Source organism: Paraburkholderia dipogonis (genome assembly GCF_046027395.1).
GTDB lineage: Bacteria > Pseudomonadota > Gammaproteobacteria > Burkholderiales > Burkholderiaceae > Paraburkholderia > Paraburkholderia dipogonis_A.
Genome location: NZ_JAQQEG010000081.1, coordinates 1 through 17,148, shown reverse-complemented (window position 1 = coordinate 17,148; position 17,148 = coordinate 1). Strand labels below are relative to the sequence as shown.

The 17,148-nt window shown below is 63.2% G+C and carries 14 protein-coding genes and 1 pseudogene; 10 read left to right on the top strand and 5 right to left on the bottom strand.

Annotation, left to right across the window (positions count from 1 at the left end):
• From PQR32_RS41035 to PQR32_RS41025, 3 genes are all read right to left on the bottom strand, one after another.
• Positions 1–252: DNA-binding protein (locus tag PQR32_RS41035; protein WP_408241279.1), on the bottom strand; the 252-nt coding region annotated here is incomplete at its 3' end.
• 255 nt (positions 253–507) lie between these two features.
• Positions 508–747: a hypothetical protein gene (locus PQR32_RS41030; RefSeq protein WP_408218646.1), complete on the bottom strand. Its 240-nt coding sequence runs from the start codon at positions 745–747 to the stop codon at positions 508–510.
• Positions 748–1,010: 263 nt separating this feature from the next.
• A complete protein-coding gene (locus tag PQR32_RS41025; protein ID WP_408241276.1) occupies positions 1,011–1,730 on the bottom strand; it encodes a YdcF family protein in 720 nt (239 codons plus the stop codon).
• A 266-nt stretch (positions 1,731–1,996) separates the two neighbouring features.
• On the opposite strand from PQR32_RS41025, the gene PQR32_RS41020 reads away from it, so the two are divergent.
• Entirely contained in the window at positions 1,997–2,320 is a 324-nt protein-coding gene (locus tag PQR32_RS41020) for a hypothetical protein (RefSeq protein WP_132374957.1), read from the top strand.
• Positions 2,321–2,645: 325 nt separating this feature from the next.
• On the opposite strand, the gene PQR32_RS41015 is transcribed toward PQR32_RS41020, so the two are convergent.
• Entirely contained in the window at positions 2,646–2,900 is a 255-nt protein-coding gene (locus PQR32_RS41015; RefSeq protein WP_408218640.1) for a hypothetical protein, read from the bottom strand.
• 297 nt (positions 2,901–3,197) lie between these two features.
• Positions 3,198–3,593 (bottom strand): annotated as a pseudogene (locus tag PQR32_RS41010) (transposase); the annotation flags it as partial.
• Positions 3,594–4,002: 409 nt separating this feature from the next.
• Between PQR32_RS41010 and PQR32_RS41005 the strand changes: the two are divergent.
• The 9 genes from PQR32_RS41005 (at position 4,003) to truB (ending at position 17,060) form a co-directional block, all read left to right on the top strand.
• Complete coding sequence (locus PQR32_RS41005) at positions 4,003–4,905, top strand: LysR family transcriptional regulator (RefSeq protein WP_408241273.1); 903 nt, start codon at positions 4,003–4,005, stop codon at positions 4,903–4,905.
• 310 nt (positions 4,906–5,215) lie between these two features.
• Positions 5,216–6,433, top strand: a complete 1,218-nt coding sequence (locus tag PQR32_RS41000; protein WP_408241270.1) for a pyridoxal phosphate-dependent aminotransferase — start codon at positions 5,216–5,218, stop codon at positions 6,431–6,433.
• 369 nt (positions 6,434–6,802) lie between these two features.
• Positions 6,803–7,984, top strand: coding sequence for an SMC-Scp complex subunit ScpB (gene scpB, locus PQR32_RS40995; protein WP_408241267.1), 1,182 nt, complete (start codon positions 6,803–6,805; stop codon positions 7,982–7,984).
• A gap of 64 nt (positions 7,985–8,048) precedes the next feature.
• Entirely contained in the window at positions 8,049–9,917 is a 1,869-nt protein-coding gene (gene rluB / locus PQR32_RS40990; RefSeq protein ID WP_408241264.1) for a 23S rRNA pseudouridine(2605) synthase RluB, read from the top strand.
• A 535-nt stretch (positions 9,918–10,452) separates the two neighbouring features.
• Complete coding sequence (gene rimP, locus PQR32_RS40985; RefSeq protein ID WP_012432651.1) at positions 10,453–10,911, top strand: ribosome maturation factor RimP; 459 nt, start codon at positions 10,453–10,455, stop codon at positions 10,909–10,911.
• A complete protein-coding gene (gene nusA / locus PQR32_RS40980) occupies positions 10,908–12,383 on the top strand; it encodes a transcription termination factor NusA (RefSeq protein WP_168793450.1) in 1,476 nt (491 codons plus the stop codon). Before rimP ends, nusA begins: the two co-directional genes overlap by 4 nt.
• Before the next feature lie 93 nt (positions 12,384–12,476).
• Positions 12,477–15,443, top strand: coding sequence for a translation initiation factor IF-2 (gene infB / locus PQR32_RS40975; RefSeq protein WP_408241260.1), 2,967 nt, complete (start codon positions 12,477–12,479; stop codon positions 15,441–15,443).
• A 222-nt stretch (positions 15,444–15,665) separates the two neighbouring features.
• Positions 15,666–16,031, top strand: a complete 366-nt coding sequence (gene rbfA, locus PQR32_RS40970) for a 30S ribosome-binding factor RbfA (RefSeq protein WP_042324072.1) — start codon at positions 15,666–15,668, stop codon at positions 16,029–16,031.
• A 93-nt stretch (positions 16,032–16,124) separates the two neighbouring features.
• A complete protein-coding gene (gene truB / locus PQR32_RS40965) occupies positions 16,125–17,060 on the top strand; it encodes a tRNA pseudouridine(55) synthase TruB (protein WP_408241257.1) in 936 nt (311 codons plus the stop codon).
• The last annotated feature ends 88 nt before the right edge of the window (positions 17,061–17,148 follow it).

Here is a 17,148-nt window from a genome sequence, read left to right as displayed (position 1 = left end):
CGTGGCTTGCGGGACGTCGAGAATCAGGATGATGGTCCAATCAGCGTCGCCATCATGATGATACTGGCGTTCCGCGACGATGAACGGCTGCTGCTTGCCGTCCGGGCCGAGAAACAGCACGTCGCCTTCCATCGGCAGGCATTCGACGGGCGGCAGCGCCAGAAACGCCTCCTGACCGCCGCGCGGCATCAGTTTTTCGATTTTGCGAGATGCTGCTTCAGTCCATTCGATATCAAGCTGGATGTTGCTCATGCTGTCCTCCGCACCAAGGTGCGCACGGGTTAGGGGATTCCGGCCAGGCGCCGGTCGGTGCGCGACTTTAGCACACCGCCAGTCGGGCGCCGCGAGGCCTCGAGCCGTCGGCGCGGGCAAGTCGGCGAGTCGCGCTGCTCCGCGTCTGGCGAGTCCTTCGCCAGTCCATTAAACAACAAAAAAGCCGAAGCGGGCGGTGCCGGCTTCGGCTTTTCACCTTCGCGGCGCGGCCGCGGGTGAGTCGGGTAACTGCGCTTAGGAGCCGGCGTCGGCCTTAGGGGCCTTCTTGTGATGCGGGGCCGATTTGTGGTGTTTCATCGGCGTGGCCGGTGCACTTTCCATTGCTTGCTGGCGGTTTTGCAAATCTTGCGCGCGCTGCTCGACGTCGGCGGCCTTGGCCGGATCGGTGCTCATCATGACGCCGTTGTCCTGCGCATAAGCCGCGCCCGTTACGGCACTGAGGGAAACCAGGATCGCCAGGGACACTTTCTTCATCGCTACCTCCGCAGAGTGGTTGTGGACCCGAGTACTTGCCTGTCCAAACGGAAAGACAATGCATTCTAGCCAGCAATATCCGCTCCAACAGACGGTTTTGTAACTGCGATGACAATTCGTTACATCTTGTTACGTTCAGCCGGCAGTCGTGATGCGCGGTGAGTCGAGCGCGAAAGTCACGACAACCCGTTGCCGCTCAAGGGCATTCTTCGTATTTCTAAATAAATCGGCGTGTGACGCGGTTCGAGTTTCAGAAATGAATTTCAGAACCAGCCGATCGCGCGATAGACGTGAAATTGCGCGATGCCGATCAATTCGTGCAGCGCGGTCTCCGCAGTCACCAGGTTGTCATATCGCGGCAGTACACCAAGACGTGCGCCTAGCGCGTTCGAGATCAGCGGTTGCGGCGCCAGGCCGAAACGGTGGAAGTCGAGCAAGGCGCGCGGCATCTGATACGCGGAGGTGATAAGGATCAGCGAATCGTAACGTGAGCCCTGCAGAATGGTAGAGACGTTGCGCGCGTTTTCGTAGGTCGTGAGGCTGCTGTTTTCCAGCACGATGTCCGCGCGCGGCACCTGTCGGCGCAGCAGGTAAGGCAGATAGGTGTCGGCTTCAGTCGCGCGATGCCGCTGCGGATTGCCGCCGCTCACGATCACATGGCATGTATCCGCCGCGCGTTTGCAGGCGGCGTAGTTCTCGGCGCTCGCCGCAATGCGCGCAAGCACGTCGCTCGGGGGCACGAGGACGTGGTCGTCGTCGTAGATCGTGCCGCCGCCCAGCATGATGATCGCAGTGCGCGGCGCGAACGTGGCGGGCGTCTCGGTCCGCCAGCGCGGCTGCGCCAATTTCAGCAAGGGCGCGGTGAGCCAGCCGGCGGCGAGCAGCCAGAAAAGGGCGACCGTGCAGACGGCTAGAGGTCGGCGGGCGCCTTTCCATAGCACGATTGCTGCAAAAAAAAGCGCTAATAAAGTGAATAGAATCAATTTAAATGCGGTAACGTATGTCTTTCGGGACAAATCCACGGGCTTGCTATCGCGCCACAGCGGTTGCATGGCCAGTTCGTGGACAGAACGCTAACATGCCGTTCAGACGGGGGTTCCGAAAACGAGACCAGGCAGCACCTGGCGGAATTCGACTGCACGAGTTGCAGTCAGCTTCCAGCCAAGGGCGGGTGCTACGCGCGTCACTGGTGGCGCGGTGACGTGTTGGGCATAAATGTGTCATAGCTGCACTTTAAGAAAGAAGTGAGATGACCACGTATTCCAACGAAGCGGTACTTGAAGCGCTGCGGCGGGCGCAATATCGCCAGGTCCCATGGGCTAGAAGGCCGGGTGTATTCCAATATCTTCGCGCACTAGGCTTGATGGACACCGTTCGGCAGCGCACTGTCGCGCCGGCTCCGGGTTTCCACGCACCTGTCGATATCGCCGTGCTCACGGAGCGGGGCAGAGCCGAGTTTGCGCGGCTCGCCCATGACGAACGTCTGCTCACCTGGACAGCACAGCGCATGAACGACTACGTCGTCGCTACAGCCGATACGCGGCCCACCGCCGCGCTCGAAGTCCGGCCTTAGGTCCGGCGCGCTGGCGGGCGTAGTTTTCCGGCCGCTTTGAGCGGCTGGTGGTGTCTCCATTGCTGCGTCCATCCGCGTCACATCCACTTGCGTCGTGCCGTGCGTCTTGCGCGTTCAAAGGCGCGGCGCAGGCACCGTTCAGGTAGCGAAACCGCAAAAAAAGCCCGTATCGCGAGGATACGGGCGTACCGGAATTACTACTGCCACGCTGTGCTAATGGCGTTAAATCAGACTGGCACAACGCGCGGTGGTTCCCCCAATTATTCAATATGCGCTACGGCGTTTCGCGAGTAGGCGGGCAGGCTTTGCTCGCGTTCGACTGCGCCTAACGCCGGTGCGTCGGATCCTGGCGAGGCGCCTCGGGCCGCGTGCGCACGTTGCTGGCGATATCGCCGCGCAAGTCTCCGCGCGGCGCCGGCGGTGTGAAGTCGCGGGCGCGCGTATCGCTTTGCTGCCAGGCTTCGATGGTAGCCGGACGATCCGGCCGCCAGTTCCAAGCCTGTTGGCGCTGCTGGGCAAGCGCCGGTGCGGCCATCGATGAAACGACAATGCCGCACAGAAGCAGTGACATTGGTTTCATGCTGAGCTCCCGTCAAGCCGATCGACTCAAGGCCTGTTTGCATACATATAAGGTATGCCCAGTCGCGAAAGCACGCTGTAAGTAATAGTAAATGGATGTTTCACCAGCAACTATCGCGCTGCTTCAGACGTCTGAAGCAGCGCGCAGGCAGGCTGGGTGTAACGGGAAGTGACGACTGTGTTGGGCGCGCCGAAGAGCGGTGCCCATGACAGGTACGGCGTGTGTCAACACGCGTCGACCTGGGATTGATACACGCCGGGCGCCCGCAGGCGCCCGGAGGAAAAGCAGTGTGCGTCAGGCCATCTTGACCGGCGCGCGCCACGATTCCGGATTGGTCCAGAATGCGCCGCGCAGGCGGTCACGGCTCGGCGGTGCCGGCGGTTTCGCGGCGGTCGCGCCAATCCGCCCGCGCAGCGAAATTTCACGGCCGCTCGTGCCGAGTCGCTTAACTATTTCGGCGAGCGTACCATCGGCTTGCCACTCGTCGAAACGACGGCGGCAAGTCGGCGGCGACGGATAGCGGCCCGGTAGTTTGGACCAGCCTTCGCCTGTCGATAGCACCCACAGCACGGCGTTGACAACCGCGCGCGCTTCCACGCGTGGCCGACCGCGCCGTTCGCTCCGTGCTGGCTCCGCACAGAACAACGCCTCGACCAGCGCCCACTCGTTGTCTCTCAAATCGTCGAACAGCATCATGTTTCACCTCAGCGAAGCTAACTCCGGTGCGCTGCCCCGCGCCGCGCACTCTCCATGCACTCGATAGGCGAGTGCCAAGGAGGGTCGGGCTTGCCACGGTCTGCTATGCAGTCAGAATCATGGCGCCGACCCTTGTCTGCAGGTAAATGCAGGAAGTGTGCCAAGATAAGTCCAACCGCCTGAAAGCCCCGTGACAGCGGGCCAGCGCGGGCGCTAGCTAGGGGCGTATAAGAATCCAAAAAACCCATCTCGCAAATCGGGACAATCACCAATCTTGTGCAATCAGGCCCGACCAGCGTGCGTTTGCGCCTTATCGCTGCATTGCAGCGAGATTGCGAAAAGCGACTGTGGTGCTATCTTTCGCCTTACAATACGCATCAAATGATGCAATTGATGAGGTCGGTAAATGAATGTCACGCTGCGCCAGCTAAGGGTTTTCATCGAGGTCGCCCGTTTGCAGAGCTTCAGCCGGGCGGGCGATGAAATCGGCCTGACGCAGTCGGCGGTCAGCCGTTGCGTGCGCGAACTGGAGGGCGAGATCGGCCTCAAGCTGATCGATCGCACCACCCGCGAGGTGCAACTCACAGATGTCGGCGGCAATCTCGTGTCGAGCGTGTCGCGTCTGCTGACGGATCTGGACGACGCGCTTCGCGAGATCCGCGAAATCGGTGAGCAGCGCCGCGGACGTGTGGTGGTGGCCGCCAGCCCAACGGTGGCGTGCCGGCTCATGCCGCGCGTGGTGGCCTCGTGCGGACAGCAATTCCCCTATATTGCGCTGGGACTGCGCGACGACGTGCAGAGCGACGTGGTGCGTAAGGTCAAGTCGGGCGAGGTCGATTTCGGCGTGATCATCGGCCCGTTTTCCGCCGACGACCTGCTCAGCGAATCGCTGATGACGGATTCATTCTGCGTCGTCACGCGCGACGATCATCCGCTGGCGGCGAAGGAGCGCGTGGCGTGGACGGACCTGGACGGCCAGCAGCTCGTGATGCTCGATTACGCGTCGGGCAGCCGGCCGATCATCGACGCCGTGATGCAGGAACATGGCGTGAGCGCCACCGTGGTGCAGGAGCTGGGGCATTCGGCGACCGTTTTTGGGCTGGTCGAGGCGGGCGTCGGCGTGAGCGTGCTGCCGTGGCTCGCCTTGCCGCTACCGGCGGGCGCCTCGCTGGTGGCCCGGCCGCTCGTGCCGCGCGCGGAACGCACGGTCGAACTGGTGCGGCGGCGCGACCGGTCGCTGTCGCCGGCGGCGGAGGCGGTGTGGGGACTGATTCGCCAATTGCCGGGACGGGCGGAGGATTTAAGCTAGTTGGCGATGGTGCGGCGTGCGTGATGTTCCCGCGAGCGAGCGGCAAAAGTGCGGTCGTGCGGGAAGTGCGATATTCCGTGGGAGCAAGGTGCGGCCGCGTGATGCGCGTGACGCCGCACGATCGGAGAGGGTGCGATGGGACGAATGTTGCCGTTCTCGAAGCACGGCGCCTGGCCGCAACCCATCCGCGACCGATCTTCCCGCGACGCCTTCTCATCCGCCGACTTCGAGGTCCCGAAAAGACGCGCCAAGCTAAACTGTTGCCTCTGCTGAATTTGAACCCATGCCCTTCACCCGCCTGGAAGCCTCGATGAGCGAATCGGATCTGCCCGTGCCATCCATCCCGAACGCGCGCGACGCCGTGCGCGCACTGCGTCCTTCGCAGATCCGCGAAGTCGCCAATGCCGGCTTCGGCGTCGACGACGTCCTGCCGTTCTGGTTCGGCGAGTCCGACCGCGTCACACCGGCCTTTATCCGCGACGCCGCCAGCGCCGCATTGGCGGCCGGTGCGACGTTCTACACGCACAACCTCGGCATCGCGCCGCTGCGCGCTGCGCTGGCGGGCTATGTCGGCGAACTGCACGGCGCGACGTCGCCGGAGCATATCGCGGTGACGAGCGCCGGCGTCAACGCGCTGATGCTCGCGGCGCAACTCGTGGTGGGCGCGGGTGACCGCGTCGTCGCGGTGACGCCGCTCTGGCCGAATCTGGTCGAGATTCCGAAGATTCTCGGCGCGCACGTCGAAACCGTCGCGCTGGTTTACGGCGAGCGCGGCTGGCAACTCGACCTGGAGCAATTGCTGGCAGCGCTGACGCCCGACACGAAAATGCTGCTGATCAACTCGCCGAACAATCCGACCGGCTGGGTAATGAGTCGCGACGAGCAGCGCGCCGTGCTGGCGCATTGCCGGCGCCACGGTATCTGGATCGTCGCGGACGAGGTCTACGAGCGCCTTTACTATCCGGACGCCGAGCCCGGCGCGTCCTCGCGCACGGCGCCGTCGTTCCTGGATCTGGCCACCCGCGACGAACGCGTGATCTGCGTCAATTCGTTTTCGAAGGCATGGTTGATGACGGGCTGGCGGCTTGGCTGGATCGTCGCGCCGGCCTCGTTGATGGACGATCTGGGCAAGCTAGTCGAGTACAACACTTCGTGCGCACCGGCCTTCGTGCAGCAGGCGGGCATCGCGGCCATCGAGCAGGGCGAGCGCTTCACGCAGGAACTGGTGCGCGACCTGAAGGCGTCGCGCGACCATCTGGTGCGCGCGCTCGCCACGGTCCCTGGCATCGACGTCAAGACGCCGCCCGGCGCGATGTATCTGTTTTTCTCGATGCCGGGCGCCTCGCGCAGTCTGGAGCTTTGCAAGGCGATGGTGCGTGACGCCGGGCTCGGCGTGGCGCCGGGCAGCGCCTTCGGTCCGCAAGGCGAGGGCTTCGTGCGCTGGTGCTACGCCTGCGACACCGCGCGGCTGGACGCGGGCGTCGAGCGCCTGAAACGGTTCCTGACGGCACACGCAACAGGGCAGTGAGCGCGTGGCGGAAAGGCGGCTGCGTAAAGCTATTGAACCAACCATGCGAAGAACAGCCGAAGAAAGCGGGTTTTTATCAAATTAAGCCCACTTTTTCGCTAAAGCGCGTCCGTTAAGGCGTGGCTAGAAAATGCGCAGGGGATTTCGTCTTTACGCACTGATTGTTTTTGCGTAATATGGCGCTCAGTCACGCGGTTCCCTTCAGGAATATCGCTGCTCCGTCCGGCTGGGTTTGGCTCGATTGTCTGTTTCGCCTCCCCCCGGTGCGTGCTCCCATCAATATGACCGATCAGAATCGGGCGAGCGCGTCTTCAGTTCCACATCGTCTGTTTGATCCGGTTCTTTGACCACAGGGTCTGACCTAGCTGCATGAATACCCAAGAGGCGAAGATCGTCCTCGAGACTGCCTTGATCTGCGCGCAGGAGCCGTTAAAGCTCGGCGAGTTGCGCAAGCTCTTTGCCGACGGCGTGTCGGCAGACACCGTTCGGACTTTGCTCGAAGACCTCAAGCAGGACTGGTCTGGGCGCGGTGTGGAGTTGGTCGGGCTGGCGTCGGGGTGGCGGTTTCAAAGCAAGCCCGCGATGCGTTCGTATCTGGATCGTTTGCATCCTGAGAAACCGCCGAAATATTCGCGCGCGGTGCTCGAAACGCTCGCGATCATTGCATACCGGCAACCGGTGACGCGTGGCGATATCGAAGAGATTCGCGGCGTCACGGTGAACACGCAGGTCGTCAAGCAGCTCGAAGATCGCGGCTGGATCGAAGTGATCGGTCATCGTGATGTGCCGGGCCGTCCCGCGCTGTACGCGACCACGCGGCAGTTCCTTGACGACCTCGGGCTGAAAGCGTTGGACGAATTACCGCCACTCGCCGATCCGTCGGCGCAGTTGAACGCGGATCTGCTCGGTCAGCACGCGATCGAGTTCGCCGACGCCGATGCCGGACAGGCTTTGGCTTCGGAAGAAGAGGTGGTGGATTCCGGCGTTGTGGTTGAAGCAGGCGCTGTTGCGGACGACGCTGTTGCGGACGAATTTGTGAGCCCAACTGCCGATGATGAGTCGGAGAATATTCCGCAAGTCACGGGCGAAGCGCCGCAATCCGACTCTGCTGATGCAGCTAGCCGTGCCGTTGACAGCCAGCTCGAAGCAGTAGACGAGGCGTCGGGAACGGAAATCGCTGAAGACCATCAGACGCAGCACGCTGAGCCGGCCGACAGCGCAGCAGAAATCGCGGCGCAAGACGCATCGGCGTCCACCGGGTCGCATCCGGACGCCGCTGCCACGCCGGCCACGCAGGAACATGCTGAAACGGCAAACGCAGCACACGTTGCACCGCAGACCGGCGCCGCCGAGTCCGCACAGAATCACGATCCGGTCTCCCAGGCCGATCCGGCAATACCCGCGCACGACTCGGGCGTACTCCGCAATACGGAGCACGCCGCCGAGCCGAACCCGACCAAGGCGGCGCACGGCGATCCTGAGGATCGTCGCGATGCGGCGCAGGACGCAGGCATTCTGACCGACGACGAACCCGAGTCGCGCAGCGCCTGACGTAACCGAACTTTTTTTGCCACGCCCGCAACGGGCGTGCGCGACCTGACATTTTGAGGTTGTTTTGACACATACCCACGACACCGATTCGTCCGAATCCGAGCGCGCCGTGCCGTCGGCGCGCGCTGACGAAACGCGCACCACGCAAGCGTCGGCAGGCGAGGGCGAGCGCCCGGCGCAGACCACGGAAGCAGACGGTGAAGACCGTCCGCGCCGCGGCCTGCGTCGCGGCCCGCGCAGCCTGATCGCCCGGCGCCGCGCCGGCGCGAAGACGAAGGGCGCCGAAGGCGCGCCCGCGCAAGGGGCGCCGGTCGTCACCGAGGCACCGCCGGACGGCGAAGTCGTCGCGCAAGTGCGTATGCCGCGCAAGGACGCGGGCGCGAAGGGTCAAGGGCCGCGTCGTAATGCAGGCGGCGCGAAGCGCGAGGGCGCACCGCGTGAAGGTCAGCGCGAGCGTCAGCCGCGCGAAGGCGGCCAGCGTCAGAACAGCCGCGGCGGCGAAGCGCCGGCGGCAGCGGCAGCGGCAGCCGCGGGTCAGGACGACCTGTTCTCTTACGTCACATCGCCCGCGTTCGACGCGGACAACAGCGCCACCGGTGGCGTGCGCGCGCCGATGCTGCGCCGTGGCAAGCCGGCCGCGCCCAAGCGCGTGCTCGCCGCCGACGACGACGCGCCGAAGCTGCACAAGGTGCTAGCCGAAGCCGGCATGGGCTCGCGTCGCGACATGGAAGAATTGATCGTCGCGGGCCGTGTGTCGGTGAACGGCGAGCCGGCTCATATCGGCCAGCGCATCATGCCGACCGACCAGGTCCGCATCAACGGCAAGCCGGTCAAGCGCAAGCTGGCCAACAAGCCGCCGCGCGTGCTGCTGTATCACAAACCGACCGGCGAAATCGTCAGCCACGCGGACCCGGAAGGCCGTCCTTCGGTGTTCGACAATCTGCCGCCGATGAAAACCGCCAAGTGGCTCGCGGTCGGCCGTCTCGACTTCAATACGGAAGGTCTGCTGATGCTGACCACGTCGGGCGATCTGGCGAACCGTTTCATGCACCCGCGTTATAGCGTCGAGCGTGAATATGCGGTGCGCGTGGTCGGCGAACTGGCGGAAGGCATGCGTCAGAAGCTGCTGCACGGCGTCGAGCTGGAAGACGGCCCGGCGAACTTCCTGCGTATCCGCGATGGTGGTGGCGAAGGCACTAATCATTGGTATCACGTCGCGCTCGCCGAAGGGCGTAACCGCGAAGTGCGCCGTATGTTTGAAGCGGCGGGCCTGATGGTCAGCCGTCTGATCCGCACCCGTCACGGCCCGATTTCGCTGCCGAAGGGTCTCAAGCGCGGCCGTTGGGAAGAGCTCGAAGACAACCAGGTGCGCGCGCTGATGGCGTCGGTCGGCCTGAAAGCGCCGACGGAAGAAAAAGGCGGCCGCAGGGAAGCGCCGGAGCGCAAGCAGCCGGATCCGATGCAGACGTCGATGGGCTTCATTAGTCGCGAACCCGTGCTGATGTCGCATGGCCGGTTCGACCAGCAGCAACCGCGTGGCCAGGGCCAAGGCCAGGGTCGGCGCGGTGCGGCGGGCGGTGGCTTCGGTGGCGGCGCGGGCGCCGGTTTCGGCGGTGGTTACGGCAACCGCGGCGCCGGCCGTGGCGCCGGTGGTTTCAGTGGCCCGATGGGCGGCGGCGCGGGCGGCCCGCGTGGCGGCCGTGAAGTCGATGGCAATCGCGCACCGTCGGGCAATGGCAACCGTGCGGCTGGCGGCGGCAAACGCGCCGGCGCCGGCGGCAGCAGCGGTCCCAATCCGGGCAGCGGCGGCGGCAACCGCGGGCCGGGTGGCAATCGCGGCGGCGCTGGCAACCGTGCGGGCGGCGGCAACGCCAACGCCGGCGGTGCCAACCGTGGCGGCGGCGCTCCGCGCGGCCGTTCGCGCGGCCGTTAAGCAGTACGCCAGTCATGCATGGCGGTGAGCCGCGGATCGTTCTTCAACGATCTTTCGCCCGGCCACGGCCAAATCGATCGACGAACGCCGTCGGTTTCGCGTCTCGCGGTTTCATGTGACGCATAAAACCGCGGCGTAAATGGAAGTGGGGGCGGATTTCATTTGCCCCGCTTGTCCAGCGCGGGTTCGAGGCGGCATGAGCCGCCTTGCAAAAGGCCCGAAGCGCCGTCATATCGTTGAAAGATTCCCATGAAATCAAGCGGAAAAGCGCGTTGGGCGGCGTTCTGCGGTTTGCGTTTGTCCCGAAAAATGGCTACAATCGCGAAGTCGCTGGGCGTGCGGCTTTTTATGTGCGGCTCAGGTGCGACCACCGGCAATAAGATGATGGGCGTTTAGCCCATTTTTTTTTGCCGATCAGTTCTCAGTGGTTCGGCATCTCGGGTAGCACGAACGTGCGCCGGCTTGGCGCGCGGCCCGCATTGGTTGTTTGCAAAACAAGCGGCAGGCTCGCTGCGCGAACATCTAAGAGGGCACTGTGCAACTGACGGAACTGATTGAAACCACGGTCGTGGGACTCGGCTACGAGCTCGTCGATCTCGAGCGCACCGGGCGCGGCATGTTGTGTATCTATATCGACCAGCCGGCCGGCATCGCGATCGAAGACTGCGAGAAAGTCACGCGTCAGCTCCAGCACGTTTTGACGGTCGAAAATATCGATTACGAGCGGCTTGAAGTATCGTCGCCGGGGCTCGACCGCCCGCTGAAAAAACTGGCGGATTTTGAACGCTTCGCAGGCAGCGAAGTGGTAATCACATTGAAAAAGCCATTGGACGGACGGAAATCGTACCGGGGCATCCTGCATGCTCCGCAAGGCGAGACGATCGGTCTGGAATTTGAAGGGAAGGAAGGCGCCGCGATGCTCGATTTCACGCTCGCGGATATCGATAAGGCACGCCTCGTTCCGAAGTTTGACTTTAGGAGCCGCAAACAATGAGTCGCGAAGTGTTGATGCTGGTGGATGCGCTGGCACGCGAGAAGAACGTCGACAAAGACGTGGTATTTGCCGCGCTCGAGGCGGCCCTCGCTTCGGCCTCCAAGAAACTCTTCGAAGAAGACGCGGATATCCGCGTCCAGATCGATCGTGAAAGCGGCGAGCACGAAACGTTTCGCCGCTGGAAAGTGGTGCCGGACGAAGCCGGTTTGCAGGAACCGGATCAGGAAATTCTGCTGTTCGAAGCGCGCGAGCAGAAGCCCGAGATCCAACTCGACGAGTTCATCGAAGAACCGGTGCCGTCGATCGAATTCGGCCGTATCGGCGCGCAGGCTGCCAAGCAGGTGATCCTGCAGAAGGTGCGCGACGCTGAACGCGAGCAGATCCTGAACGACTTCCTCGAGCGCGGCGAGCACATCATGACCGGCTCGGTGAAGCGTCTCGACAAGGGCAACTTCATCGTCGAAACCGGCCGTGTCGAAGCGCTGCTGCGCCGCGACCAGCTGATTCCGAAGGAAAACCTGCGCGTGGGCGACCGCGTGCGCGCCTATATCGCGAAGGTCGATCGCACCGCGCGTGGTCCGCAGATCGAACTGTCGCGTACGGCGCCCGAATTCCTGATGAAGCTGTTCGAGATGGAAGTGCCGGAAATCGAGCAAGGCCTGCTGGAAATCAAGGCGGCCGCGCGCGATCCGGGCGTGCGCGCAAAGATCGGCGTGGTCGCGTACGACAAGCGCATCGATCCGATCGGCACTTGCGTCGGCATTCGCGGTTCGCGCGTGCAGGCTGTGCGTAACGAGCTCGGTGGCGAAAACGTCGACATCGTGCTATGGTCGGAAGATCCCGCACAGTTTGTGATCGGCGCGCTCGCGCCGGCAGCCGTCCAGTCGATCGTCGTCGATGAAGAAAAACATTCGATGGACGTCGTCGTCGACGAAAACGAACTGGCGGTCGCGATCGGCCGCAGCGGCCAGAACGTGCGTCTTGCCAGCGAACTCACCGGCTGGCAGATCAACATCATGACGCCGGACGAATCTGCGCAAAAGCAGAATCAGGAACGCGGTGTACTGCGTGACCTGTTCATGGCGCGTCTCGATGTCGACGAAGAAGTCGCCGACATCCTGATCGACGAAGGCTTTACGAGCCTCGAAGAGATCGCCTATGTGCCGCTCAACGAAATGCTCGAAATCGAGGCATTCGACGAAGACACCGTTCACGAACTGCGTAATCGCTCGCGCGACGCGCTGTTGACGCTGGCGATCGCGAATGAAGAAAAGGTCGAAAATGTAGCGCTCGACCTGAAGAGCCTGGACGGCATGGACGCCGACCTGCTCGCCAAGCTGGCCGAACATCAGATCCAGACGCGCGACGAACTCGCCGAGCTGGCTGTGGATGAACTGGTCGAGATGACCGGAATGGAAGAGGATGCCGCTAAGGCGTTGATCATGAAAGCACGTGAACACTGGTTCCAGTGAGAAATGACCATGGCGCACTAAATTGAAGCGGCCGTCAGGCCGCATGACCCGATGCTAACCGCAAGGAATCGGTCCTTGCATTAAGAGGAATGAATGGCGAGTAACAACGTAGCCCAATTTGCCGCGGAACTGAAAATGCCTGCAGGCGTGCTGCTTGAGCAGCTGCAGGCGGCGGGCGTCACAAAAGCGAGCGAAGACGACAGCTTGTCCGAAACGGACAAGGCGCGTCTGCTCGACCACTTGCGCAAGTCTCACGGCTCGACTGATGCTGACAAGCGCAAGATCACGCTGACGAAACGGCATACGTCGGAAATCAAGCAATCCGATGCGACGGGCAAAGCTCGCACCATTCAGGTCGAGGTGCGCAAGAAGCGCACTTTCGTCCGCCGCGACGAAACCTCCGCTGAAAACGGAGATGCATCGAATCATGTGGCCGAGGCCGACGTCGACGATCTGGAACTCCAGCGTCGTGAGGAGGAAGCTCGTCACGAAGCCGAGTTGCTCGAAAAGCAGGCTCAGGAGCTGAAGGCGCGTCAGGAACAACTCGAGCGCGAAGAAGCTGAACGTCAGGCGCGCGAGCAGGCTGCTGAGGCCGAGCGTCGTCGTGCGGAAGAAGAATCGGCGAAGAAGCGCGCAGCGGCTGCGGCCGAAGCGGCGGCTCGCGAGCAGGCACAGACTGCGAAGCCGGCGCAAGCTGCGCAACCGGTGGCCGCGAAGGCTGAACCGGTGGCTGCCAAGGCAGCGGAGCCGGCGGTCGCCAAGCAAAGCGAGCAGGACGACGAACGCGCCGCCGCTGAACGTGCAGCGCAACGCGAAGCCGCAAAGAAGGCAGAAGACGCAGCGCGTCAGGCTGCCGAGAAAGCGCGCGCCGAGCAGGAAGAAATCGCCAAGCGCCGTGCGGCGGCTGAAGCCGAAGCACGCGCGATTCGCGAAATGATGAACACGCCGCGCAAGGCGCAGGTCAAGGCGCCGGAACCGGCACCGAAGCCTGCTGAGCCGGCCAAGGTCGCGGAAGCCAAGGGCACGCTGCACAAGCCGGCGCGTCCGGCGGGCGAAGCACCGGCGCGTCCGGCAGCCAAGAAGCCGGCTGCTGCGGCTCCGGCTGCCACGACCACGCCTTCCGCCGGCGACAAGAAGAAGCCGGGCGGCGGCAAGGGTGGCTGGCAGGACGACGCAGCGAAGCGCCGCGGCATCAAGACCCGTGGCGATACGAGCGGCGGTGTCGATCGGGGCTGGCGCGGTGGCCCGAAGGGTCGCGGCAAGCATCAGGATCAGAACACCACGTTCCAGGCGCCGACCGAACCGATCGTGCGTGAAGTGCACGTGCCGGAAACCATCACGGTCGCCGATCTGGCGCACAAGATGGCGGTGAAGGCGTCGGAAGTCATCAAGTCGATGATGAAGCTCGGCCAGATGGTCACGATCAACCAGATGCTGGACCAGGAAACGGCGATGATCATCGTCGAGGAACTGGGCCACCACGCGGTTGCGGCCAAGCTGGACGATCCGGAAGCCATGCTGGTCGAAGGCGAAGTGTCCGATGCGGAAGCGCTGCCGCGTCCGCCGGTCGTCACGGTCATGGGTCACGTCGACCACGGCAAAACGTCGCTGCTCGACTACATCCGCCGCGCCAAGGTCGCAGCGGGCGAAGCGGGCGGGATTACGCAGCACATCGGCGCTTACCACGTCGAAACGCCGCGTGGCGTCATCACGTTCCTCGACACGCCGGGTCACGAAGCCTTTACGGCCATGCGTGCCCGCGGTGCAAAGGCAACCGACATCGTGATTCTGGTGGTCGCAGCCGACGACGGCGTGATGCCGCAAACGAAGGAAGCGATCGCTCACGCGAAGGCAGGCGGCGTGCCGCTCGTCGTCGCGATTAACAAGATCGACAAGCCGGATGCGAATCCGGAGCGCGTGAAGCAGGAACTCGTCGCGGAAGGCGTCGTGCCGGAAGAATACGGTGGCGATTCGCCTTTCGTGTCGGTGTCGGCTAAAACCGGCGCGGGCATCGACGACTTGCTGGAAAACGTGCTGCTGCAAGCCGAAGTGCTGGAACTGAAGGCACCGGTCGAAGCGCCGGCCAAGGGTCTCGTCATCGAAGCGAAGCTCGATAAGGGTAAGGGTCCGGTCGCAACGATCCTGGTCCAGTCGGGTACGCTGAACCGCGGCGACGTGGTGCTGGCAGGTAGCGCTTACGGTCGCGTGCGAGCCATGCTCGACGAAACCGGCAAGCCGACCAAGTCTGCAGGGCCGTCGATCCCGGTTGAAATTCAGGGTCTGTCGGAAGTCCCGCAAGCAGGCGAAGAAGTCATCGTCATGCCGGACGACCGCAAGGCGCGTGAAGTCGCGTTGTTCCGTCAAGGCAAGTTCCGCGACGTCAAGCTGGCCAAGCAGCAGGCCGCGAAGCTCGAGAACATGCTGGAACAGATGGGCGAAGGCGAAGTGGCGTACATGCCGCTCATCGTCAAGGCCGACGTGCAAGGTTCGCAGGAAGCTTTGGTGCAGTCGCTGCTCAAGCTGTCGACCGACGAAGTCCGCGTGCAGATCGTGCACGGCGCCGTGGGTGGCATCAGCGAGTCGGACGTCAACCTGGCTACGGCTTCGAAGGCGGTCATCATCGGCTTCAACACGCGTGCGGATGCACAGGCGCGCAAGCTGGCGGAAGCCAACGGCGTCGATATTCGCTACTACAACATCATCTATGACGCAGTAGATGACGTGAAGGCTGCGATGTCAGGCATGCTGGCACCGGAAAAGCGCGAAGTCGTGACGGGTACGGTCGAAGTGCGTCAGGTCTTCAAGGTACCGAAGATCGGTGCGGTGGCCGGCTGTATGGTCACAGACGGTTTCGTCAAGCGCTCGTCGTCGGTGCGCGTGCTGCGCAACAACGTCGTCATCTTCACGGGCGAACTCGATTCGCTCAAGCGCTTCAAGGACGACGTGAAGGAAGTCCGTCAGGGCTTCGAGTGCGGTATGTCGATCAAGAACTTCAACGACATCGTCGAAGGCGATCAGTTCGAAGTCTTCGAGGTCACCGAAGTCGCGCGTTCGCTGTAATTCACGCGGCACGGCTCAAGGGGCGGAGCGGGCTTTAACGCCCGCTCCGCCCGTTGTTTTTGGGGCCACGCGTTTGTCCGTGTCCGTTGCGTAGAGCAGCGCCCGCGGTCGAGCTTCTTCTGGTTAGTCCGGGCCGCCGGAGTGCCGCCCGGATAAGAAGAAACCCACACCACCGCAGCGCGAACCATTTTTTGCATCCGTTAGAACGGATCACATAACACCATGCCTAAAAAACGTTCTTCTCCCAATCGCAACGTGCAGATCGCCGATCAGATCCAGCGCGATTTGTCCGAGTTGCTGCGCGAGGTCAAGGATCCGCGCATCGGCATCGTCACGATTCAAAGCGTCGAACTGACGCCCGACTACGCGCACGCCAAGGTCTATTTCACGACGCTCACCGGCGATCCGCAGCAGACGCTCGAGGCGCTCACGCACGCGGCCGGCCATCTGCACAATCAGCTTTTCAAGCGCCTGCACATTCACACCGTGCCGACGCTGCATTTCCATTACGACAAGACGATCGAGCGGGCCGTCGAAATGTCGCGTCTGATCGACGAAGCCAACGCCAATCGCGCGAAAGAAGACTGAGCGCACTGTTCGCCACGGCGCTCGCTGCCATGCCTGAGTTGCCCCGCGCTCAGTGCTGTTTTCCGTATCCATCGAAGACTTCGTCTTTCTGACATGACCGCACCTCAACGCCCCCGCGTGCCGCGTCGCGCGCTCGACGGCGTGCTGCTGCTCGACAAGCCGCTCGGCCTGTCGAGCAACGACGCGCTGATTCGGGCGAAGCGTCTCTATCTGGCGAAAAAGGCGGGCCACACCGGCACGCTCGATCCACTGGCAACCGGCTTGCTGCCGCTCTGTTTCGGCGAAGCCACCAAGTTTTCGCAAGACCTGCTCGAAGCCGACAAGACATACGAGGCCACCATGCGCCTCGGTATTCGCACGACCACCGGCGACGCCGAAGGCGAAGCGATCGACACGCGTGAAGTGACGTGCGACGAGGCGGCGGTTCGGGCGATTCTGCCGGCATTCCTCGGCGAGATCACGCAGGTTCCGCCGATGTATTCGGCGCTCAAGCGTGACGGCAAGCCGCTGTACGAATACGCGCGCGCCGGTCAGACGGTTGAGCGGGAAGGGCGTCAGGTGACGATCCTCAAGCTCGAGATGCTCGCCTGCGCGTTGCCGGACGTGACGTTTCGCGTGACGTGCAGCAAGGGCACGTATGTGCGCACGTTGGCCGAGGATATCGGTGAAGCATTGGGTTGCGGCGCGCATCTGGTGGCGCTGCGGCGCACCGGCGTCGGCGCGCTGACGCTCGAAAATTCGGTGACGCTCGACGCGCTGTCCGACGCGACTGAAGGCGAACGCGATACGTGGTTGCAACCGGTGGATGCATTGCTGTCTACCTTCCCGCTCGTGCAGTTGAATGAAGACGCGACGCGCCGCTTCCTGCATGGCCAGCGGTTGAAGCTGTCCGAGTTGACGATCACGGGCGAAGCTGTGAACGCGCCGCGCGTCCGGGTGTACGCGGCGGAAGGGCGTCTGCTTGGCGTCGCGAAACAAGGTGAGGGCGTGCTGGCGCCGGAACGGCTGGTCGTCACGACGGCGAGCTAAAAGTCGCACAGGTGGCGGAGCACGCGCCCGAGACGCTGCAAAGAAAAAGGCGGGCCCGCATACCCCGCTTCCCCGGGTATTAGAATAA

Excerpts from the sequence above, each read along its gene's own strand:
- PQR32_RS41030 (WP_408218646.1), bottom strand. The coding sequence starts at position 747 with ATGAAGAAAGTGTCCCTGGCGATCCTGGTTTCCCTCAGTGCCGTAACG.
- PQR32_RS41020 (WP_132374957.1), top strand. The coding sequence starts at position 1,997 with ATGACCACGTATTCCAACGAAGCGGTACTTGAAGCGCTGCGGCGGGCG.
- PQR32_RS41015 (WP_408218640.1), bottom strand. The coding sequence starts at position 2,900 with ATGAAACCAATGTCACTGCTTCTGTGCGGCATTGTCGTTTCATCGATG.
- PQR32_RS41005 (WP_408241273.1), top strand. The coding sequence starts at position 4,003 with ATGAATGTCACGCTGCGCCAGCTAAGGGTTTTCATCGAGGTCGCCCGT.
- PQR32_RS41000 (WP_408241270.1), top strand. The coding sequence starts at position 5,216 with ATGAGCGAATCGGATCTGCCCGTGCCATCCATCCCGAACGCGCGCGAC.
- scpB (WP_408241267.1), top strand. The coding sequence starts at position 6,803 with ATGAATACCCAAGAGGCGAAGATCGTCCTCGAGACTGCCTTGATCTGC.
- nusA (WP_168793450.1), top strand. The coding sequence starts at position 10,908 with ATGAGTCGCGAAGTGTTGATGCTGGTGGATGCGCTGGCACGCGAGAAG.
- infB (WP_408241260.1), top strand. The coding sequence starts at position 12,477 with ATGGCGAGTAACAACGTAGCCCAATTTGCCGCGGAACTGAAAATGCCT.
- rbfA (WP_042324072.1), top strand. The coding sequence starts at position 15,666 with ATGCCTAAAAAACGTTCTTCTCCCAATCGCAACGTGCAGATCGCCGAT.
- truB (WP_408241257.1), top strand. The coding sequence starts at position 16,125 with ATGACCGCACCTCAACGCCCCCGCGTGCCGCGTCGCGCGCTCGACGGC.